This window comes from Frigoribacterium sp. AC512 (genome assembly GCF_979258295.1).
This window is the reverse complement of sequence record NZ_OZ409850.1, coordinates 1,661,679-1,682,508: the sequence shown is the minus strand read 5'-3', so window position 1 is coordinate 1,682,508 and position 20,830 is coordinate 1,661,679. Positions and strand designations below refer to the sequence as shown.

The 20,830-nt window shown below is 74.4% G+C and carries 18 protein-coding genes and 1 pseudogene; 12 read left to right on the top strand and 7 right to left on the bottom strand.

Annotated features, from left to right (window positions below; genetic code table 11):
• Window positions 1-79 precede the first annotated feature (79 nt).
• Entirely contained in the window at window positions 80-1,351 is a 1,272-nt protein-coding gene (locus ACZZ97_RS07650; RefSeq protein ID WP_463472751.1) for a glycosyltransferase, read from the bottom strand.
• Between the two features lie 172 nt (window positions 1,352-1,523).
• Here ACZZ97_RS07650 and ligD point away from each other — a divergent pair, with 172 nt between their 5' ends.
• On the top strand, window positions 1,524-2,534 hold the full coding sequence (gene ligD, locus ACZZ97_RS07645; RefSeq protein WP_463472750.1) for a non-homologous end-joining DNA ligase: 1,011 nt from the start codon (window positions 1,524-1,526) through the stop codon (window positions 2,532-2,534).
• A 14-nt stretch (window positions 2,535-2,548) separates the two neighbouring features.
• On the opposite strand, the gene ACZZ97_RS07640 is transcribed toward ligD, so the two are convergent.
• The 3 genes from ACZZ97_RS07640 to ACZZ97_RS07630 all read right to left on the bottom strand — a co-directional run bounded on the left by ACZZ97_RS07640 (window position 2,549) and on the right by ACZZ97_RS07630 (window position 6,102).
• Window positions 2,549-3,661: an ATP-dependent DNA ligase gene (locus ACZZ97_RS07640; protein ID WP_463472749.1), complete on the bottom strand. Its 1,113-nt coding sequence runs from the start codon at window positions 3,659-3,661 to the stop codon at window positions 2,549-2,551.
• A 161-nt stretch (window positions 3,662-3,822) separates the two neighbouring features.
• Window positions 3,823-4,893 (bottom strand): MBL fold metallo-hydrolase, encoded by a 1,071-nt coding sequence (locus ACZZ97_RS07635; RefSeq protein WP_463472748.1) that lies wholly within the window; start codon window positions 4,891-4,893, stop codon window positions 3,823-3,825.
• 180 nt (window positions 4,894-5,073) lie between these two features.
• Window positions 5,074-6,102, bottom strand: coding sequence for an NADPH:quinone reductase (locus ACZZ97_RS07630; RefSeq protein WP_463472747.1), 1,029 nt, complete (start codon window positions 6,100-6,102; stop codon window positions 5,074-5,076).
• Window positions 6,103-6,168: 66 nt separating this feature from the next.
• Here ACZZ97_RS07630 and ACZZ97_RS07625 point away from each other — a divergent pair, with 66 nt between their 5' ends.
• The 4 genes and pseudogenes from ACZZ97_RS07625 to ACZZ97_RS07610 all read left to right on the top strand — a co-directional run bounded on the left by ACZZ97_RS07625 (window position 6,169) and on the right by ACZZ97_RS07610 (window position 9,240).
• Complete coding sequence (locus ACZZ97_RS07625; protein WP_463472746.1) at window positions 6,169-7,614, top strand: sensor histidine kinase; 1,446 nt, start codon at window positions 6,169-6,171, stop codon at window positions 7,612-7,614.
• Window positions 7,542-7,889 (top strand): annotated as a pseudogene (locus ACZZ97_RS07620) (response regulator); the annotation flags it as partial. The gene ACZZ97_RS07625 and the pseudogene ACZZ97_RS07620, both read left to right, overlap by 73 nt.
• A gap of 194 nt (window positions 7,890-8,083) precedes the next feature.
• Window positions 8,084-8,275, top strand: coding sequence for a response regulator transcription factor (locus tag ACZZ97_RS07615; RefSeq protein WP_463472745.1), 192 nt, complete (start codon window positions 8,084-8,086; stop codon window positions 8,273-8,275).
• Window positions 8,276-8,367: 92 nt separating this feature from the next.
• Entirely contained in the window at window positions 8,368-9,240 is an 873-nt protein-coding gene (locus ACZZ97_RS07610; RefSeq protein WP_463472744.1) for a hypothetical protein, read from the top strand.
• A gap of 186 nt (window positions 9,241-9,426) precedes the next feature.
• On the opposite strand, the gene ACZZ97_RS07605 is transcribed toward ACZZ97_RS07610, so the two are convergent.
• On the bottom strand, window positions 9,427-10,401 hold the full coding sequence (locus ACZZ97_RS07605) for an acetylxylan esterase (RefSeq protein ID WP_463472743.1): 975 nt from the start codon (window positions 10,399-10,401) through the stop codon (window positions 9,427-9,429).
• A 90-nt stretch (window positions 10,402-10,491) separates the two neighbouring features.
• A complete protein-coding gene (locus ACZZ97_RS07600) occupies window positions 10,492-11,544 on the bottom strand; it encodes an LLM class flavin-dependent oxidoreductase (protein WP_463472742.1) in 1,053 nt (350 codons plus the stop codon).
• A gap of 96 nt (window positions 11,545-11,640) precedes the next feature.
• Here ACZZ97_RS07600 and ACZZ97_RS07595 point away from each other — a divergent pair, with 96 nt between their 5' ends.
• Window positions 11,641-12,042, top strand: coding sequence for a hypothetical protein (locus ACZZ97_RS07595; RefSeq protein ID WP_463472741.1), 402 nt, complete (start codon window positions 11,641-11,643; stop codon window positions 12,040-12,042).
• 13 nt (window positions 12,043-12,055) lie between these two features.
• Here the strand turns inward: ACZZ97_RS07595 and ACZZ97_RS07590 are convergent, their stop codons facing one another.
• The gene (locus ACZZ97_RS07590) at window positions 12,056-13,414 is read right to left on the bottom strand and encodes an MFS transporter (protein ID WP_314103542.1); all 1,359 of its coding nucleotides are present in this window, start codon (window positions 13,412-13,414) and stop codon (window positions 12,056-12,058) included.
• 188 nt (window positions 13,415-13,602) lie between these two features.
• Here ACZZ97_RS07590 and ACZZ97_RS07585 point away from each other — a divergent pair, with 188 nt between their 5' ends.
• The 6 genes from ACZZ97_RS07585 to ACZZ97_RS07560 all read left to right on the top strand — a co-directional run bounded on the left by ACZZ97_RS07585 (window position 13,603) and on the right by ACZZ97_RS07560 (window position 20,821).
• Window positions 13,603-14,460 carry a LysR substrate-binding domain-containing protein gene (locus ACZZ97_RS07585; RefSeq protein ID WP_314103544.1) on the top strand — a complete coding sequence of 286 codons (858 nt, stop codon included), beginning with the start codon at window positions 13,603-13,605 and terminating at the stop codon, window positions 14,458-14,460.
• A gap of 57 nt (window positions 14,461-14,517) precedes the next feature.
• On the top strand, window positions 14,518-14,925 hold the full coding sequence (locus ACZZ97_RS07580; protein ID WP_314103546.1) for a DoxX family protein: 408 nt from the start codon (window positions 14,518-14,520) through the stop codon (window positions 14,923-14,925).
• A gap of 154 nt (window positions 14,926-15,079) precedes the next feature.
• The gene (locus ACZZ97_RS07575) at window positions 15,080-15,910 is read left to right on the top strand and encodes a LamB/YcsF family protein (protein ID WP_463472740.1); all 831 of its coding nucleotides are present in this window, start codon (window positions 15,080-15,082) and stop codon (window positions 15,908-15,910) included.
• On the top strand, window positions 15,907-17,682 hold the full coding sequence (gene pxpB, locus ACZZ97_RS07570; RefSeq protein ID WP_463472739.1) for a 5-oxoprolinase subunit PxpB: 1,776 nt from the start codon (window positions 15,907-15,909) through the stop codon (window positions 17,680-17,682). Before ACZZ97_RS07575 ends, pxpB begins: the two co-directional genes overlap by 4 nt.
• Entirely contained in the window at window positions 17,679-19,295 is a 1,617-nt protein-coding gene (locus tag ACZZ97_RS07565) for an ATP-binding protein (protein ID WP_463472738.1), read from the top strand. The genes pxpB and ACZZ97_RS07565 overlap by 4 nt, the downstream gene beginning before the upstream one ends.
• A 59-nt stretch (window positions 19,296-19,354) precedes the next feature.
• Window positions 19,355-20,821: an NCS2 family permease gene (locus ACZZ97_RS07560; RefSeq protein ID WP_463472737.1), complete on the top strand. Its 1,467-nt coding sequence runs from the start codon at window positions 19,355-19,357 to the stop codon at window positions 20,819-20,821.
• Window positions 20,822-20,830: the final 9 nt, after the last annotated feature.

The window sequence follows — 20,830 nt, the reverse complement described above, 5'->3', positions numbered from 1 at the left end:
GTCGAGCGGGCGTCGTCGCCCCGGCCGAGCCTAGACGCGGGCGCTGGGGACGAGATCGGCGCGGCCTCGGGTCCGATCGTCAGCGACGCCCGCCCGCGGCGGCGAGCGCCCGGCACGGGTCGCTGCCGACGAGCCGGCAGTACACGTCGGACAGCTCAGCTGCCGACAGCGACCACGGGTGCTCGAGAGCGCGCTCGCGGGAGGCGCGTGCCAGCCGCTGCCACAGCTCGCCGTCCCCGAGCAGGCGCGCCACCGTCTCGCCCCACGCGACGGGGTCGCGGGAGTCGAGCACGACGCCGGTCACGCCGTCGACGACGGACTCGCGGAGGCCCCCCGAGGAGGCGGCGACCACGGGGATCCCGCTGGCCGCGGCCTCGAGGGCGATGAGCCCGTACGTCTCGGAGTGCGACGGCACGAGCACGATCCGCGCTTGGCGGAGCAGGCTCGCGAGGCCGGGGCGGGTCTGCGGGCCGAGGAACCGGACGTCGAGCCCCGACCGGTCGGCGAGCGCGGCCAGGTCGCGCTCGTAGCCGGCGAACTCCGTGGAGGCGCCTCCCGCGATCACGAGCTCGGGTCGCAGCTCGGCGGGCACTGCGGCGACGGCCTCGATGGCGAGGTCCGGGCCCTTGAGCGGTTCCAGCCTGCCCGCGACGACGACGGTGGGGCGAGTCGCCGAGCGGGGGTCGCCGACCGCGTCGGAAGTCGTCGGGGACGCGACGCGCGCCTCCTCGTCCGGGGCGAGAGGGCGGAACAGCTCGGCGTCGACGCCCGGCAGCACGACCGCGACCCGGTCGGGGTCCCCGCCGAGACGGCTCGTGACGGTCTCGGCCTCGGCGTGGCTGATCGCGACGACGGAGTCGGACTCCCGGGCGAGCATCGCCTCGCCGGCGAGGCGGCCTGGCGACTCGGCGCGCTCGCCGTGCGAGAGGGGAGTGCTGTCCGCCGCGGCGATCGAGTGGAAGCTCTGCACGTGGGGGATCCCGCGCTCGCGCGCGATCGGCAGGGCGGCGACGCCGCTGAACCAGTGGTGTGAGTGGATCACGTCCCAGGGGCCGAGCTCGGCGAGACGGTCGCGGAACTCGTCGACGAACTCCTCGTGCCGGCCCTTCGCCACGGCCTCGACCGGCCCCGCGGTGAGGAACCGGAGCAGGACGCCGGGCGCCAGCTCGACGGCCTCGGGCTCGTCGGGGGAGGACCGTCGCGTCAGGATCTCGACCTCGTGGCCCGCGGCGCCGAGCGCCTCCGCCTGGTTGCGCACGACGACGTTCATGCCGCCGACGTCGCCCGATCCCGGCTCGGCCCCCGGCGAGGTGTGGAGCGAGACGAGCGCGATGCGGAGGGGTGAGGTCACTGCCCGAGCGTACTCGCCGTGGCCCGCAGGCTCCGCGCCCCTCCCGCCGCCCGTCTCTCCGTGAACCGCGTTCCGAACCATGAACCGCGATAAAACGCGGTTCATGGTTCGGAACGCGGTTCCTCGCGAGCGTGCCCCGGCCCGCCCGCCGCCCTCGGGCATACGGTGAGGCATGGCGAGCGAGGCGACGATGCTGCAGGTGGGCGACCGCGAGGTCAGGATCTCGAGCCCGGGGCGGGTGCTCTGGCCCGACCTGGGGATCACGAAGCTCGACCTCGCCCGGTACCTCGCGACCGTGGGCGACGCCTTCGTCCGCGCGAACGGCGGCCGACCCGTGTCGCTGCAGCGGTTCCCCGCCGGGGTCGACGGCGACGACTACTTCTCGAAGAACCCGCCGAAGGGCGCCCCCGACTACGTCCGCAGCGTCGAGGTGACCTACCCCAGCGGCCGTTCGCACCCCCAGCTCGTCATCGACGAGCCCGCCGCCGCCGTCTGGGCCGCGCAGATGAACACGGTGGTGTTCCACCCCTGGGCGTCCCGGGCCGACGCCAGCGACCTGCCCGACCAGCTCCGCATCGACCTCGACCCCCAGCCCGGCACCGACGTCGCCGACGCGGTGCCGGTCGCGCACGAGCTCCGCCGCGTGCTGGCCGACGCGGGCCTCACCGCTTTCGTCAAGACGAGCGGCAACCGCGGCCTGCACGTGTTCGCCCCCGTCGAGCCGACCCGCGAGTTCCTCGACGTGCGGCACGCCGTCATCGCGGCCGCTCGCGAACTCGAGCGACGCCTGCCCGAGACGGTCACCACGAACTGGTGGAAGGAGGAGCGCGGGCAGCGGATCTTCGTCGACTACAACCAGGCGAACCGCGACCGCACCATGGCGGGCGCCTGGTCTCCTCGGGCTCTCGCCACCGCCTCCGTGTCCACGCCCCTCGACTGGGGCGAGCTCGACGGCGTCGACCCGTCGGCGTTCACCGTCCTCACCGTGCCGGACCGCCTCGCCGCCACCGGCGACCCGTGGGAGCGGATGCACGACGAGCCCGGCACCGTGGACGAGCTGCTCTCGTGGTGGGAGCGCGACGTCGAGGCAGGACTCGGCGAGCTGCCTTTCCCGCCCGACTTCCCGAAGATGCCGGGGGAACCGCCCCGCGTCCAGCCCAGCAGGGCCAAGAAGCAGCCGTAGGAGGCGCGGCCGGGTCAGGGGCGGACCAGCACCTCGCCGAGGTCGTACGCCGCCGGCACCTCGAGCTGGTCGAAGCCGCACGAGACGGCCTCGCGGTCCTCGCGCCAGCGCTGCACCTGCACCGTGTGCCGGAACCGCTCGCCCTCCATCTGGTCGTAGCGCACCTCCACGACGCGCTCGGGGCGGAGCGGCACGTACGAGACGTCCTTGCCCGACGAGAACCGGCTGCGGTCCGTCTCGGCGTGCGCGACGCCTCCGTCGTCGTCGTGCCGTACCAGGTCGGCCAGCTCGTCGACGAGCTCGAGGCGACGGGCGTCCGAGAACGCGGAGGCGCCTCCCACGTTCCGCAGTTCGCCCTCGGAGTCGTACAGCCCCAGCAGCAACGACCCCACGCCCCGGCCGCTCTTGTGCACGCGGTAGCCGAGCACCACGCAGTCGGCCGTGCGGTGGTGCTTGACCTTGAGCATCGTCCGCTTGCCGGGCAGGTAGGAGGCGGCGAGCGGCTTGGCCACGACGCCGTCGAGCCCCGCGCCCTCGAACTCGACGAGCCACCGACGGGCGACGTCGGCGTCGGTCGTCGCCCGGCTGAGGTGCAGGGGAGCAGCCGCCCCGTCGAGCAGGCGCTCGAGCGCGGCACGGCGCTCGCCGAAGGGCCGGTCGAGCAGGCTCTCCTCGCCCTCCGCGAGCAGGTCGAAGGCCACGAAGGAGGCGGGGGTCTCGACCGAGAGCTTGGCCACACGCGAGGCCGCCGGGTGGATCCGCTGCGACAGAGCGTCCCAGTCGAGGCGTTCGCCGCCGTGGTCGCCGCGGCGCAGGACGATCTCGCCGTCGAGCACGCAGGGCCCGGGCAGGCGCTCGCCGAGGGCCTCGACGAGCTCGGGGAAGTACCGCGTCAGCGACTTCGAGCCGCGGCTGCCGAGCTCGAGCTGCTCGCCGTCCCAGTAGACGAGGCCGCGGAAGCCGTCCCACTTCGGCTCGTACGAGAGGCCGCCCTCGACGCTGTCCGCGTCGGGCACGGTCGCGACCGCCTTCGCGAGCATCGGCGCGACGGGGTGGGCGGCGGTGGGCACGGGGGCAGCGGCTGCCGCGTCGTCGACGGACGGGCTCGTGGTGCGTGGCGGCGTCATGGCCCGAGTCTGCTCGCCGAGCGGCGCGGAGGCACTGCACCGCGTTTCGTGCACTGCACCAGGTCTGGACGCGGTGCCGTGTACGAAACGCGGTGCAGTGTCGCGCACGCTCGCGGCGCGGTCGGGTGGGGCGGCGGCGGCGGCGGCTGCGCGGCCGCGGGTCAGCGAGCGAGATCGGCGGCGCGACCCGCCGCACGCAGGTGCCACTCGGTCTGCGCCAGGGCCGAGGCGAGCGGGAGGCCGGTCATCGACCGGAGCCCTCCGCGCCAGCCCGTCATGGCCTCGGCGACCTGCCACACCGACGGTGCCGAGCTCGAGCCGCGACGGCTCGCGTGACCGCTGTCGCCGGCGCCGGCGCCGAGCAGCCCGTCGAGGGCGGTCACCGCGTCGCGGGTGCGCTCCTCGCGGTGGGCGACGAGCGCCTCCGCCCGCTCGGTGAGCCCCACGAACCGGTACCCGTGGCCGGGGCAGACCTCGAGCGCGTCGGCCCCCGACCGGTCGAGCTCGACGACGCGAGCCAGCGACGCGAGCACGTCGTCGAGCGGGTTGGCGGCGGTGCGGCCCCCGAGGCCGATCCCCGGGTTGATCGTCGGCAGCACGTGGTCGCCCGTGAAGATCAGCCGCTGCTCGGGCTCGACCAGGCAGAGGTGACCCGAGGTGTGGCCGGGCGTGTGCACCGCGCGCAGGCGGCGCCCCGCGACCGGCAGCTCGTCGCCGTCGTCGAGCAGCAGGTCGGGGACGACGTCGACGAGGAGGCGGCCCGAGCCCCACGAGGCGACCAGCGCCTCCTGCGCCTCGGCCGGCACCTGCCAGCGCGCGATGTCCGCGTCCGCGGCGACCGCGTCGGCGGCACGGCCGGCGAGCGCACGCTGCTCGGCGGGGTGCATCGCGACGCGTGCACCCGTCGCGCGGCGGACGGCGTCGGCCGCCCCCAGGTGGTCGACGTGCAGGTGGGTGGCCACGACCAGGTCGACATCGTCCAGTTCGTGGTCGAGCTCGTGCAGGGCGGCCTCGAGCCGGTCGACGGCGTGGGGGGAGGGCCAGCCCGGGTCGATCAGCGTCAGCCGGCCGTCCGAGCCCTCGACGAGGTAGCCGTACGAGGCGTCCGCGACCGGGGAGGTGGCCGGCGAGGTCAGCGACCAGACGCCGTGCCGCAACTCCTCCAGCGGAGGAGCCGTGCCCACACGCAGGGCCTCGGCCTGGACGGGGCTGAGCGGAACGGGGTCAGGCATCCGGCGAGCCTAGCCCGCCCCCTCCGCCCTGCTCTGCCCCTCCCCGTTCAGGAACTTTCAGCCTGATCCGCGCAACGGGGAGACATCTGGTCCTGATCCGTGCACGATCCAGGAGGAGGCGGCGCAACGTTCCTGAATCGTGCGAGCGAGAGCCAGGGCCGAAACGAGCCAGAATCCGCCTCAGCCCTGCGCGACGTCGATCAGCACCTTGCCCGTGACCCCGCCCTCGACGGCGTCGTGGGCCTCGGCCGTCTGCTCGAGCGAGTACCGGTGCAGGGGCAGCCCCGCCTCCTCGCCGACCGGCAAGGCGCCGTCGCGGACGGCCGCGGTGACGTCCTCGGCAGCCGCCTGCAGCGCTTCCTCGCCCACCGTGTAGAGCAGCACGAACTGGTAGCGCGTGTTGGTGCCCATGTTCGCCCGGAGCGGCAGCTCGACCGTGTCGCCGCCGTCGTTGGCGTAGATCGCGACGGAGGCGCGAGTCGAGACGACGGCCGCGACCAGCTCCGCGTTCTGCCGGATGGACACCTCGACGACGATCTGCACGCCGTCGGGCGCGATGCGCCGGATCTCGGCGGCCGCGTCCTGCTCCTTGTAGTTGACGACGTGGTGCGCCCCGGCGGCTCGGGCGAGGGCGGCCTTCTCGTCGCCCGAGATGGTCGTGATCACCGTCGCGCCCGCCCAGGCGGCGAGCTGGATCGCGGCGTGCCCGACGGCCCCGGCGCCGCCCGAGACGAGCACGGTCATGCCGTCGAGGGCGCCGGGGGAGAGCCGAGAGGGCCCGTCCTCGTGCACGGTCAACGCGCGGTGCGCGGTCATGGCGGGCACTCCGAGGCTCGCGCCCAGGTCGAACGAGGCTCCCTCGGGCAGGGGAACGACGCGCGCTCGCGGCAGCACCGTGTGCTCCTGGGCGGTGCCGGTCGCGTGCCCGTTCGCCGAGATGAACGACCAGACCCGATCGCCGACCTCGAGGTCGTCCACGCCCTCGCCGACGGCGTCCACGACGCCCGCGCCGTCCTGGTTCGGCACGATCACGGGGAACGGCACGTCGCCCCCGCTCGTCTCGCCCGTGCGCGACTTCCAGTCGGTGGGGTTCACGCCCGACGCGACGACGCGCACGCGCACCTCGCCTGCCCCCGGCTCGGGCACCTCGCGCTCGACGAGGTGCAGGACGGACGACGGACCGGTCTCGGTGTAGGTGATCGACTTCATGCCCCCAGTCAACGACGCGGGCCCGGCGCGTGTTCCGCGGCGACCCAGATCGGCGAAGATGTGCAGATGAGCACACCTCGGGGGGAGGGCGGCAGCGGCGCCGTCCCGCGCTGGACGACCGTCGCCAGGCCCGCCGACCGCACGCCCGCCTCCGCCGCCGATCCCCGCCCCGCCGGCGTCGTCGTCTGGGTCGCCGTCGTCTCCGTGCTCGTCATCGTGGCGGTCGCGGTCGCGGCCGTCATCGCCGCCCGCAGCCTTGCCGAGGCCGAGTCGGTCCGCGACGCCGCCGACCGGGCCGACCGCATCGCCGACGCGATCGTCGAGCCGGCGCTCACCGACGCGCTGGTCGAGGGCGACGAGGAGGCGCGGCGTGCGATGGACGACGAGGTCCGCGACCACGTCCTCAGCTCGAGCATCGTCCGCGTCAAGATCTGGGACGACACGGGCCGCGTCGTCTGGTCGGACGAGCCCGCGCTGATCGACCGCCGGTTCGAGCTCGACGAGGACGACCTCGAGGCGCTCGCCGGAGCCGGGGACGAGAGCAGCGTCGAGGCCGAGGTCAGCGACCTGACCGCCCCCGAGAACGAGTACGAGCGCGACCGCGGCAAGCTGCTCGAGGCCTACCGAGCCGTCGAGACGCCGGGCGGGCAGACGCTGCTCTTCGAGGTGTACTTCCGCTACGACGAGGTGCTGCAGCGCAGCGGCCAGCTGTTCGCCGGGTTCGCGGGCATCACGATCGGCAGCATCGTGCTCGTCGTGCTGCTCTTGCTCCCGGTGCTGCGGCAGCTGCTGCGGGCGCTCGACCGGGCCAGGGTGCAGCGTGAGGCGCTGCTCGAGCGCGCCCTCGACGCGAGCGCCGACGAACGACGGCGCATCGCGGGGGCGCTGCACGACGGAGTGGTGCAAGATCTCGTGGGCGCCTCGCTCGCGGTCTCGGCCGAGTCCGGCTCGGCCCGGGCGCGCGGCGACGAGACCACGGCCGACGGGCTCGACCGGGTGGCGGGGGCACTGCGCGGCAGCGTCGGCGGCCTGCGCTCGCTGCTCGTCGACATCTACCCGCCGAACCTCGTGCGGGCGGGCATCGGGCCGGCGCTCGACGACCTCGCGGCGGGCGTGCGGTCGCGCGGCGTCGCCGTCGTGCTCGACGCCGACGCGGCCTCGGCGCTCGACGACGAGGGGCAGCGGCTGGTGTTCCGGGTGGTGCAGGAGTGCCTGGCCAACGTCGTGGCCCACGCCCGCGCCTCCGTCGTGTCGGTCACCGCGGACCGTGCTGCCGAGGGCGGTGTCGTCGTCACGGTGGCTGACGACGGCGCGGGCTTCGACCCCGAGCTGCTGACCCGCCCCGAGCCCGACCACTTCGGCCTGCGGGTGCTCGCCGACGTCGCCGGCGCAGGAGGCGCGGGCCTCGACCTGCAGACCGCGCCCGGCCGGGGCACGCGGTGGCGCCTCACCCTGCCGGCGTCGGCGTCGGCGGTGGCCACGGCCACGGGCGGCCGCGGAGCACCGTCGTGATCCGCGTCCTCGTCGTCGACGACCACCCGCTGGTGCGCCAGGGACTCCGCTCGCTCGTCGACCAGGCCGACGGTGTCGAGGTGGTCGAGGAGGCGGCGGACGGCGAACGAGGAGTGGCCGCGGCCGTCCTGCACCGGCCGGACGTCGTGCTCATGGACCTCTCCATGCCCGGCATCGGCGGCGTGGAGGCGACCCGCCGCGTCGTGGCGGCCGACCCGAGCGTGCACGTCGTGGTCCTGACGTCCGTGCCCGACGCTTCCTCGGTCAGGGAGGCGCTGGCCGCCGGGGCCGTCGGCTACCTGCTCAAGGACGCCGAGCCCGCGACCGTCGTGGCCGGCGTTCGGGCGGCGGCGGCGGGCGGCGTGCCCCTCGACCCGCGTGCGGCCAGGGCGCTGCTGCCGGACAGGTCGACGCCGGACGACCCGACGCGCACGCCGGCGACGCCCGCACCTTCCCCGATCCCGGGCCGGTGCCGCTCGTCTCCGGCCGGGAGGCCGACGTGCTCCGCCTGCTCGGCCGCGGCCTCGCGAACAAGCAGATCGGCACCGAGCTCGGCATCAGCGAGCGCACGGTCAAGGCGCACGTCGGCAGCGTCTTCCGTCGGATCGGCGTCGCCGACCGCACGAGCGCCGCCCTGTGGGCGAGGGACAACGGGTACTAGTACCAAGGTCCGATGGTGTCGTGCGGCGGCCCCGGCGAGAGTGGTCGCAGGCCCGGGGGACGGGTCGCCCACCCCTCCACGAGGAGCCCGCCATGACCACCACCACATCTCTCGGCCGCACGGCCCGTCAGCTCCGCTCGGCGGTGCTCGTCGCGGCGGTCGTCGCCGGGTCGCTGGCTCTCTCGGCCAGCCCGGCCAGCGCCTCCGGCAAGACCAGCGCGGGCGGCGACTACCGCGTCACGATCGGAAGCACGACCTACGACCCCGCGCCCGGCAAGAGCGTCAAGGTCGGCGGCATCGTCCCCACCGGCCGCATCGCCGTGCGGGGCGTCAACAACGGCTTCGACATCGACGTCGCCACCCTGGGCGTCTACGACTACACGCTGACCGGCGCGCCGGACACGCAGCGGATGGTGACGGGGCCGACCGTCGTGTTCGCCTCCAAGGTGCCGACCCTCACGCCGGCCCAGCTCGCGGGCGCGACGATCAAGAGCCTCGAGGTGAAGGACGACACCCTCGTCGTGCTCTTCAGCACCGCCGGCGGCAAGTTCAAGATCCAGGCGAAGGACGGCGCCCAGGGCGGCATCTTCCAGATGGAGTCGGAGTTCGGCGCGCCCGTCGAGTTCACGCACACCCTCGGCGCCGGTCTGTTCTACTTCGTCAACCAGTACACGGGCAAGGTCAACTTCGGCGACGGCGTCGACCCCGTCACCTCGGGTGCCGGAGCGCACCAGATGCTGCTCGGCAAGGACAGCCCCCAGGTCGCGACGAAGACCCTGCAGACCGGCACCGTCACGAAGTGGGTCGTCCAGTCGGGCGGCCGCCTCGGGGGAGTGCTGGGCGAGGACGCGATCGAGCTCAGCGCCGGCGCCACGAACTGTACGAGCCAGTGCCAGGCGCAGAACCAGATCCGCGGCTCGCTGCCGGTGCCGCCGCTGCCGCTCGACCCGACGCCGATCGGCTGACCCAGGTCCGTAGCACCCCTGGGGCCGAGCAGCCGCGTGCTGCTCGGCCCCTCCGTGGTGTCGCAGGCCGTGCTGGCGGGTTCCCGTCGTCCGCGGCGGGTCAGCGCCCACCCGCCGTCGGGCACGGGGACCCGCCACGCGCGACAAGGACCCGCCGCGAGCGACGGCGACCCGCCGGCTCCGGGACTACAGCCCGAACGCCCCGCGCAGCATCGCGAGCGCCTCGAGGTCGTCCTCGACCCCGCCGCCCTCGTGCCCGTTGTACGGCCACACGGTGATGTCCGCGTCGCCGCCGTAGGCGTGGAACGCGCCGAACACTGTCGACGGCGGGCAGGTCGCGTCCATCAGCGCCGTCGAGAACAGCGCGGGCGCCGTGGCCCGCTTCGCGAAGTTGACCCCGTCGAAGTACGACAGCACCTCGTGCACCTGCTCGGCGCGGTGGCGGTGCACGGCGAGGTAGCGGCCGATCTGCTTGTACGGGTCGCTGTCGGTGATGACGGAGGCGCGGCGGAAGTCGCAGAGGAACGGCACCCGCGGCACCGCGGCGACCAGCCCCTCGACGAGACCGGCGACGGCCAGCGTGATGCCGCCTCCCTGGCTGGTGCCCAGCACGGCGACGCGGTCGGCGTCGACGACGTCGAGCGACCGGGCGGCCTCGACGGCCCGGACGCCGTCGGTGTAGACGCGGCGGTAGTAGTAGCTCTCGGGGCTGTCGATCCCGCGGGTCATCACGCCGTCGGCGGCCGGGCCCGAGCCCCCGGAGTCGCCGGTGTCGCCGGTGCTCCAGAGCGAGCCCTGGCCGCGCGTGTCCATCTGCAGGTGCGCGAAGCTGGCCGAGGCCCAGAACAGGTTCTGCTGGGCGTGCCCGCGACCGCCGCCGTAGCCGACGAACTCGACGACCGTCGGCAGCAGCTCGCCCGAGGCGGCGGCGCCGGCCGGCACCCGCAGCCAGGCCCGCACGCGCTGGCCGTCGGCCCCGCGGAACGACACGTCGAGCACGTCGACCGTCGTGAGCCCGGTGTCGACCGGCTCGGCCTGGACGTCGAGGTCGTGCTCGCGTGCCTCGGCGAGGGTCCGGCGCCAGAAGTCGTCGAAGTCGTCGGGCTCGGTCTGGGTGCTGCGGTACGTGCGGAGGGCCGCCTCGTCGAGGTCCGTGTTCATGCAGACATGTCTACAGGCCGCGAGGCGGCGACGGGACGAGGAGGCGCGGCCCGCCTGCCAGACGGCAGGACGAGGAGGCGGTGGTCGCCCCTACGAGGCGCTGGTCGCGCGACCGAACGCCGGCGCCCACCCGATCGCCGGAGCGACGTGCTCGGCCACGGTCCGCAGCAGCCGGGCGTTGTAGTCGACGCCGAGCTGGTTCGGAACGGTCAGGTGCACGGTGTCGGCCGCCTGCACCGCCGCGTCGTCGGCCAGCTGGCGGGCGATGACGTCGGGCTCGCCGACGTAGCTCTTGCCGAAGCGCGACTGGACGCCGTCGAGCATGCCGACCTGGTCCCGCGAGTCGGCCTGGGCGCGGACGCCGAAGTACCGGACGTCCTCGTCGGTCGTGATCGGGATGACGCTGCGGCTGACGGCGACGCGCGGCTCGCGAGCGTGGCCCGCCGCGGCCCACGCCGCGCGGAACACCGCGATCTGCTCGGCCTGCAGCTCGTCGAACGGCACGCCGGTGTCCTCGGTGAGCAGGGTGCTGCTCATCAGGTTCATGCCCTGCTCGCCGGTCCACTGCGCGGTCGCCCGGGTGCCGGAGCCCCACCAGATGCGCTCGCCGAGACCGGGCGACCGCGGCTCGATCGCGAGCGGGCTCGACCAGCCGGTCATCCGCGGGTCGCTCTGGGCGACCGCGTCGCCGTCGATCGCGCGGCGGAACAGCTCGGTGTGGCGGCGGGCCATGTCGGCGTCGGACTCGCCGTCCTCCGGCACGTGGCCGAACGCCTCGTAGCCGCGGAGCGACGTCTCCGGTGATCCCCGGCTCACACCGAGTTGCAGTCGTCCCGCGCTGATCAGGTCGGCGGCCGCGGCCTGCTCGGCCATCGAGAGCGGGTTCTCGTAGCGCATGTCGATGATGCCGGTGCCGAGCTCGATGCGGCTCGTGCGTGCGGCCATGGCGGCCAGCAACGGGAACGGGCTGGCCAGCTGCTTCGCGAAGTGGTGGACGCGCACCGACGCGCTGTCGATGCCGATCTCCTCGGCGGCGACCGCCAGCTCGATCGACTGGACCAGCGCCTCCCGGGCGGTGGGCGTGCGGGAGCCGGGCACGTCCTGGTAGTGGCCGAACGAGAGGAACCCGATGCGCTTCGTCATGTTCGATGCCAACGCATGCACCGCCCCTTGCATTCCGCCCGAGATCGAGCGAGATCACAGGTGACGGGACGAGGAGGCGCCGCTAGCGTGGGACCCGTGGAGAACCGCTTCCGGATCGACGGCGACGACCTCGGGGTCGACCTGCGCGCATCCTCGGTGACGATGGGCTCGGACGGGGTGGTCGATGCGACCATCGTCGCGGCCCGGGTGGCCGAGGTGGCCGACTGGTCGGACGACGCCCCGCGGCTCGAGTTCCGTGACGTGCCCCTCAAGTTCGACGGCGCCAGCTTCGGCGTCACGGTCGACGACGACCTGCTCGACGAGCACGAGATCTCGTTCTGGCTCGGGGAGTCGCTCGACGTGCACGGGCAGCTCAGCCTCGCGGCGGGGGAGCGCCTGCGCTTCGTCGGCACCACCCACGTGGCCGGCGAGCCCAAGGCGTGGCGTGTGGACGTGTCGATCCGCTTCGGCTCGCCCGGTCGCAGCGCCGCCGTCTGAGCCGCGACTGCGCCTAGCGCGAGGCGATCTCGACCACGGGCAGGTGCCGCCGCACGCGCATCTGCAGCGTGAGCTGTCCCCGCCGCGCGAGCACGAGCGCCGTCACGCCCGCGACGACCGCGGGCACGCCGCCCGAGATCACCATGGCCGTCGGCGTGCCGAGCAGCTCGACGATCCCGCCCATCAGCGGTCCGCCGACGGCCTGGCCGCCGAGCAGCACGAGAACGTAGAGCGACATCACCCGCCCGCGGATGCCGATGTTGCTCGACAGCTGCACCAGCTGGTTCGCCGACGTGAGGAACAGCAGCGACGCCAGCCCGACCGAGACGAGCACCAGGGCGAACGGCACGACGCCGGCGGCACCGCCGACGACCCCGGCGCCCGCCTGCAGCAGGCCGGTGACGAGCAGGCCCACGACGAGCGTCCGCAGCCGGATCGTGGCCCGCCGGGTCGACAGCAGAGCCCCCGTGAGGGCGCCCACCGCGATCATCGAGTTGAAGAGCCCGTAGCCGCCGGCGCCCACGTCGAAGACCTCGTCGGCGTACGACGCGAGCAGCACGGGCATCGTCAGGCCGAAGACGGCGTAGGAGGCGACGAGCACGACCGGCACGAGGATGGTCGGCTTCGCCCGGGCGTACGCGAGGCCCTCACGCAGCTGGCCCCGCGAGCGGGGAGCAGGCGCGGTGCGGGTCATCTGGGAGGTGCGGAGCAGGCCGAGCATGCCGACCACGAGCAGGCAGGCGACCCCGTTCACGGCGAACGCCCACCCCGCGCCGACCGCGAGCAGCAGCACGCCGCTGACCGCGGGGCCGATCATGCCGCCGAGCTGGAACACGCTCGAGTTGACGCTGATCGCGTTGCGGAGGTGGCGCTGGCCGACGAGCTCGCTCACGATCACCTGGCGGGCCGGGTTGTCGACCACGGTCACCAGGCCGGTCGCGAAGGCGATGGCGAAGACGTGCCAGGCCTCGACGACGCCGGTCAGGGTCAGCACGGCGAGCCCGATGCTCAGCACCGCGAAGACGCTCTGGGTGACGACCATCAGCGCCCGCTTCGAGAACCGGTCGACGAGCACGCCGCCGAGCAGGCCGAAGAAGAGCATCGGCGCGAACTGCATCGCCACGGTCACGCCCACGGCGGTCGCGCTGCCGGTCAGCTCGAGCACGAGCCAGTCCTGGGCGATGCGCTGCATCCAGCCGGCGGTCATCGCCACGAAGTTGCCGACCGTCCAGAGCCGGAAGTTCGGCACGCTGAGCGCGATGAAGGTGTGCCGCCACGGCGGGCGCTGCGTCGCGACGGGCAACGGGGCGGTGGCGGGGAAGGAGACGGCGGGGTCGACGACGGGGGTGCTGGCGGTGGACGGAGAGGACATCGGCGTTCCTGCGCTGGTGGGCGGCCCGGGGCGGTCGCGGCCGCCGGGGGAGGGGGCGAGGGGCCTCGCGGTGGTGAGCCGCGCCTCCTCGTCCCTCGACGGTAAGGCCGCCGACGTCATTCGGACCCCCTATGGTGTGAATCACTGTCATGCGATCTTCGAATGACGCGACAGGAGGAGGCCTAGCCGTGTTCGACCCTGCCCTGCTGACGACGTTCCTCGCCGTCGCGGAGACGCGCAGCTTCACGGCCGCAGGCCTCCGTCTCGGCATCAGCCAGCCGACGGTGAGCCAGCACGTCGGCCGGCTCGAGAAGGCGGCGGGCCGCACCCTCGTGGTGCGGGACACCCGTGACGTGCGCCTCACCGACAACGGCGACGCGATGGCCGGCTTCGCCCGCACGATCCTCGCGGCGCACTCGGCGGCCGAGAGCTGGTTCAGCGGCTCGGCGATGCGCGGCCGCCTGCGCTTCGGGGCCGCGGACGACCTCGCCATCACGCAGCTGCCGCGCATCCTCCGGCACTTCCGGCAGCTGCACCCCGACGTCGACCTCGAGCTGACGGTGAACCAGAGCGGTCCTCTGCGACGACGGCTCGCCTCCGGCCACCTCGATCTCATCTTCGTGAAGCAGACGGCGGGCGAGTCCGACGAGGGCCGTCGGGTCGCCGGCGACACGATGGTCTGGATCGGCCAGGAGAAGCTGCAGGTCGAGCCGGGCCGGCCGGTGCCCCTGATCGCCTACCAGGCGCCGAGCCTCAGCCGCCAGCTCGCGATCGGCGCCCTCGAGGCGAGCGGGCGCACCTGGCGCATCACCTGCAACACCCGCGACGTGAACGGCGTGCTCGCGGCGGTGCGGGCGGGCATGGGCGTCGCCGTGTTCCCCTTCTCGCTCATCCCCACCGACCTCGTCAAGGTCAGCGACCGCTTCTCGCTGCCCGACCTCGGAGACGTCGACTACGTGCTGGTCGCGAACCCCGCCGCACCGCGCGAGCCGGTCGAGGCGCTCACCTCGGCGATCATGAGCCGGGGCGTCCGCCGCGCCGTCTGACCTCCCCTCGGCCGGGTCGGGCCCGTCGAGGAGGCGCGGGCGAGCAGGATGGACCACATGAGCACCCGACGCACCCGCCACGCCCGCACCGCCTCCGTCCGCCGCACGGCCCTCCTCCTCGCGGCCGCCTGCGGCGTCTCCGGCGTGCTCCACCTGGTGCGCCCGAGCGCCTACGACGCGGTCGTGCCCCGCAGCATGCCCGGCCCGGCCCGCCTGTGGACGACGAGCTCCGGGGTCGCCGAGGTCGTCGTGGCCGGCGCCCTGCTCTCGACGGCGACGCGACGGGCGGGCGGCGCCCTCGCGGCCGCGCTCTTCGTCGCCGTGTTCCCGGCGAACGTGTCGATGGCGCTGCGGTCGCTCCGGAGCAGCCGCGCCGGGACGGCCCGACGGGTCGTCACCGTCGTCCGCCTGCCGCTGCAGGTGCCGCTCGTGGCGAGCGCGCTCGCCGTGCGCCGCGCCTCCTAGCCGACCCGCCCGCACGGCGGCCGCGCGTCCTCGGGGGTGTCGCTGCGCCTCCTGCCCGGCGTCCTCCCCGCCCCGGCCCGGTACCGTGGACGATCGGCCCACGAGCCGACCACCGCACGACAGCCGCACGACGACCGCCGAGGGGAGGCGCCGCATGACCGCGATCGACCTCAACGCCGACCTCGGCGAGGGCTTCGGCCGGTGGACGCTCGGCGACGACGACGCCCTGCTCGACGTCGTGACGAGCGCGAACGTCGCCTGCGGGTTCCACGCGGGCGACCCGGCCGGCCTGCTGCGCGTCGTCGACGCGGCCCACCGTCGCGGGGTCGTCGTCGGGGCGCACGTCTCGTACCGCGACCTCGTCGGCTTCGGCCGCCGCTACGTCGAGGCGTCGCACGACGAGCTCGTCGCGGACGTCGTCTGGCAGATCGGTGGGCTGACGGGCCTGTCCCGGGCGGTCGGCGGGGCCGTCCGCTACGTCAAGCCGCACGGTGCCCTCTACTCCGTCGTCGCGGACGCCGACGGCCGCGGCGCCGTCCACGCGGGCGCCGTGGTCGAGGGCATCCTGCGGGTCGACCCGTCCCTGCCCGTCGTCGGGCTCGCCGGCTCCGCGTTCCTCCGCCGGGCTGAGGACGAGGGCCTCCACGTCGTCGCCGAGGCCTTCGCCGACCGCGCCTACGACGCGACCGGCGCGCTCGTGCCCCGCAGCCGACCCGGGGCCGTGCTGCACGACGCCGGCGAGGTCCGCGACCGCGTCCTCCAGCTGGTCGAGACCGGCACGGTGCGCTCCGTCGACGGCACCGTCGTCGAGCTGCGGGCCGACACGGTCTGCGTCCACGGCGACAGCCCGGACGCCGTCGCGATCGCCGTCGGGGTGCGCGGTGCCCTCGAGGAGGCAGGGGTCGTCCTCCGCCCGTTCGTCACCGTCCCGCAGGCGGTCGGCACCCCCGCGACGCCGCTCGACCCCGGGACGACCGCCCGGTGACCGGCCACGAGGTCGATCTCGGAGCCGCGCTCGCCCACCTCCGGGTGCTGCCTCTCGGCACGGACGGCGTGCTCATCGAGACCGACGGGCTCGACGAGTCGCTGGCCCTCTTCGGCGCCTTGCTCGCGCAGCCCGTCGCGGGCATCCTCGACGTCGTGCCGGCCGCGCGGAGCGTCGCGGTGCGGTTCCTCCCCACGCTGCTGCCCATCGCCTCCCTGATGAGCGTCCTGCGGTCGCTGCCGACGTCGCGCGACGCCGCCACGCAGGGCCGCCTCGTCGAGATCCCCGTCCGCTACGACGGCGAGGACCTGGCCGAGGTCGCCCGCCTCAGCGGCCTGAGCGTCGACGAGGTCGTCGACCGCCACGCCGGCGCGACCTACACCGTGGCCTTCACGGGCTTCGCGCCGGGCTTCGCCTACCTCACGGGCGGCGACCCGTCCCTCGCCGTCCCTCGCCGCGCGACGCCCCGCACCTCGGTGCCCGCGGGAGCGGTCGCCATGGCGGGGGAGTTCACCGGGGTGTACCCGCGCGAGAGCCCGGGCGGCTGGCAGCTGCTCGGGCGCACCGACGTCGCCCTCTGGGACCTCGCCGAGCGCGTCCCGGCGCTGCTGCAGCCGGGGATGCGCGTCCGTTTCGTCGACGTCACGGAGGGTCCCCCCGCAGTCGAGGAGGCGGCGACGCCGGAGTTCGAGGAGCCCGCGCCCGCGTCGTCCCGACCCGCGCCCTCGCCCTCGCCCGCCGAGCCGGTGTCCGCCGACCCCGCGCCCGTGGCGCCGCCGCCCGTCGACCGCCCGCGCCCCGACCGTGCGCTCGTCGTCTCGGCGCCTGGCCCCTTCAGCATCCTCGAGGACCTGGGGCGGCCCGGCCGCTCGGGCCTCGGCGTCTCGCGCTCGGGTGCCATGGACCACCGTGCGCTCCGCGAGGCCAACCGCCTGGTGGGCGCCGCGACGGGCTCGGCCGCGCTCGAGCTGGCCTACGGCGGGCTGGAGGCGACGGCTCGCGGCGACCTCGTGCTCGCCGTGGCGGGCGCGCCCGTCCCGTTGACCGTGCACGGCGCGAGCGGCGTCCGCCACGCCCTCCCGGGGGCCGCGTTCGCGCTCGACGACGGCGAGGTGCTCGTCGTGGGGGCGCCTCCTCGGGGTGTCTACTCGTACCTCGCCGTCCGCGGCGGCTGGGTGGCCGAGAGCGTGCTCGACAGCGCGTCCGGCGACGTCCTGGCGCGCATCGGCCCCGGCCGGCTGGCCGCCGGCGACGAGCTCGGCGTCGGACGAGCCTGGTCCGAGAGCGTCGCCGCGGCGGCCCACGACGCACAACGCTCGGTGTCCGCGCCCGACGAGGTCACCCTGCTCGACGTCGTGCTCGGCCCGCGGGACGACTGGTTCACCGCCGAGGCGCTCGAGCGCCTCACGGGCCAGCGGTTCACGGTCACGGCGCAGTCGAACCGGATCGGGCTCCGCCTGGCGGGTGAGCACCCCCTCGAACGTGCGGTCGAGCACGAGCTGCCGAGCGAGGCGACCGTCTCGGGCGCCCTGCAGGTGCCGCCCGACGGCCAGCCCGTCCTCTTCATGGCCGACCACCCCGTCACCGGCGGCTACCCCGTCGTCGCGTGCGTCGTCGGCGACCAGCTCGACCGTGCCGCACAGGTGCCCGTCGGGGCGAGCGTGCGGTTCCGCGTCGTGCCCGGGCCCGACCTCGGCGCGGGTCGACGCGGCGGCAGGCGCGACGCGCGGGTCGACGAGCGCGCCGCCGACGAGCGGGGCGTCGAGCAGTGAGGAAGCTCCTGATCGCCGAGCGCGGGCTCGTGGCGGTGCGCGTCGCGCGGGCCGCCGCTGACCTCGACCTGACCTCCGTCGCGGTGTTCGCCCCCGACGACGTCGATGCCCTGCACGTGCGGGCCGCCGACGAGGCCTGGGCGCTCGACGAGCTGCCCGGCACCGACGCCTACCGTGACATGCAGGCGCTACTCGACGTCGCCGAGCGCAGCGGGGCCAATGCCGTGCACCCCGGCTGCGGCCCCCTGAGCGAGAACGCCGAGTTCGCACGCCGCGTGCTCGCCGCGGGCCTCACCTGGGTCGGTCCCGACCCCGAGACGATGGAGCTGCTCGGCGACAAGGTGTCGGCGCGTGCCCTCGCGGACTCGGTCGGCGCGCCCCTCGTCGTCGGCACCTCCGAGCCGATCGCGTCGGCGGACGAGGCGGTCGCGTTCGCCCAGCGGCACGGGCTGCCGATCGCGCTCAAGGCGGCCCACGGAGGCGGTGGCCTCGGCCTCCGAGTCGCCCGCCGGCTCGACGAGGTCGCCGACCTGCTCGACTCCGCCGTGCGCGAGTCGGCCGCCGTCTTCGGCCGCGGAGAAGTCTTCGTCGAGCAGTACCTCGACCGGCCGCGCCACGTCGAGGCCCAGTTGCTGGGCGACGGCGAGGGGCGGGTCGTGGTGGTCGGCACCCGCGAGTGCTCGGTGCAGCGCCGACACCAGAAGCTCGTCGGCGAGGCGCCGGCGCCGCACCTGACCGACGAGCAGCTCGAGGTCGTCACCTCCACCTCCGTCGCCCTCGGCTCGGCGGTCTCGTACCGCGGCGCCGGCACCGTCGAGTTCCTCGTGTCACGGGCAGGCCAGGTCTCGTTCCTCGAGGTGGGCACCGCCCTGCCGCTCGAGCACGTCGCCACCGAGCAGGCCACGGGCGTCGACCTGGTGCGGCAGCAGCTGCTGGTGGCGGGAGGGCTCGGGCTCGACCTCGCGGACGTGCCCGAGAGCCGTGGCCACACGATCTCGTTCCGCGTCACGGCGGAGGACCCCGGTCGCGGGTTCCTGCCGGCACCAGCCCCGGTGGCCCGCCTCGAGCTGCCGGGCGGACCGGGCGTCCGGGTCGACTCGGGCGTGGTCGCGGGCTCGGCCGTCCCGGCGGGCCGTGACCCGCTCCTCCTGACGGTGGTCGTGACGGGCCGGGACCGCGCGGCGGCCCTGAGCCGCGCGCGGCGCGCCCTGGGCGGCCTCGTCGTCGACGGGCCCGCGACGACCGCGCGCTTCCACCGCCTCCTCGTCGACGACCCGGCCTTCACGGGCGTCGTCGCCGACGCCGAGACGGGGACGGACGGCGGGGGAGCGGACGGCGTCGAGCCGTCCGTGCACACCCGCTGGATCGAGACCGAGTGCGAGTGGCTCGACGAGCTGGCGACCGCGACGCCGGAGGCGGCGGCCGGCCCGGGGTCCCTCCGCACGTGGGTCGTCGTCGACGGGCGTCGCGTGCCCCTCGTGCTGCCGCTCACCGACGTCGTCGGCTCGGCCGACGGCGCGCTCGGGGCCGACGCGCTCGTCGCCGGCATCGCCGCCGCGACGATCGAGGTCGATGTGCCCGGACAGGCCGGGCGGGGCTCCTCGGCGTCGTAAGCTGAGAGAGCGCCCAGAGTCGCGCGCCCTCCTCGCCGCCCTACTCCTCGGGAGCCACCATGACCACCCCCGTGTCCACCGACGCCCGCCGCCCCGGCGTGGCCGGTGCCCTCGACCGCTACTTCGAGATCAGCGGTCGCGGCTCGAGCTGGGCCCGCGAGATCCGCGGCGGCGTCGTCACCTTCGTGACGATGGCCTACATCGTGATCCTCAACCCGTTGATCCTCGGAGGCTTCAGCGAGGACCAGGCCGCGAAGGACGTGCTCGGCGGCTGGCTGCAGAACAGCCAGGTCGGAGCGGTCACCGCTCTCACCGCCGGCGTCATGACCATCCTCTTCGGCACCGTCGCCCGCCTCCCGTTCGCCTTCGCCGCGGGCCTCGGCATCAACTCGTTCCTGGCGGTCACGGTCGTGCAGGACGTGACCTGGCCCGAGGCGATGGGCCTCGTCGTCATCAACGGCCTCGTCATCACCATCCTCGCCGTGACGGGCCTCCGCAGCATGATCTTCAGCGCGGTGCCCGCGGCCCTCAAGACCGCGATCACGGTCGGCATCGGCCTCTTCATCGCGTTCATCGGCCTCGTCGACTCGGGCTTCGTCCGGACGAGCGGGAACGCGTCGCCCCCGGTGCAGCTCGGCGACGGCGGGTCGATCAGCACCCTGCCGACCATCACCTTCGTCATCGGCCTCGTCGTCATCGGCGTCCTCATGGCCCGTCGCGTCCGCGGCGCGATCTTCATCGGCATCGTCGCCTCGACGGTCGTCGCGATCGTCCTGCAGGCGATCTTCCAGGTGCCCACCTCGAACGGCCAGAACCTCGACGACTGGAACCTCAACGCTCCGGTGCTGCCGACGCAGATCGTCGCGCTGCCCGACCTGTCGCTGATCGGCGACGTCAGCCTCGGCGCCTTCGCGCGCATCGGCTGGCTGTCGGCCGTCATGCTCGTCTTCACCCTCGTCTTCACGAACTTCTTCGACGCCATGGGGACGATGACCGGCCTCGCGAAGGCCGCCGACGTCGCCTCGCCCGACGGCACGTTCCCCCGCCTGAAGTCGGCGCTCGTCGTCGAGGGCATCGGCGCGGTCGCCGGCGGCGCGACGAGCTCGTCGTCGAACACCGTCTTCGTCGAGTCGGCCTCAGGCATCGGCGAGGGAGCCCGCACCGGCTTCGCCTCGGTCGTCACCGGGCTGCTCTTCATCCTCGCCATGTTCTTCACGCCGCTGACCCAGGTCGTGCCGCTCGAGGTCGCCGCCGCGGCGCTCGTCATCGTCGGCGCGCTGATGGTCTCGCAGATCAAGGACATCGACTGGACCGACTTCAGCGTCGCCCTGCCCGTGTTCCTGACGATCATCGTCATGCCGCTGACCTACTCGATCGCCAACGGCATCGGCGTCGGCTTCGTCACGTGGGTGATCGTCCGCGCGTTCTCGGGCAAGGCGCGCGAGATCAGCCCGTTGCTCTGGATCGTCGCCGTCGGCTTCCTGGTCTACTTCGTCCGCGGCCCGATCGAGACCCTGATCGGCTGACCCTCGCGG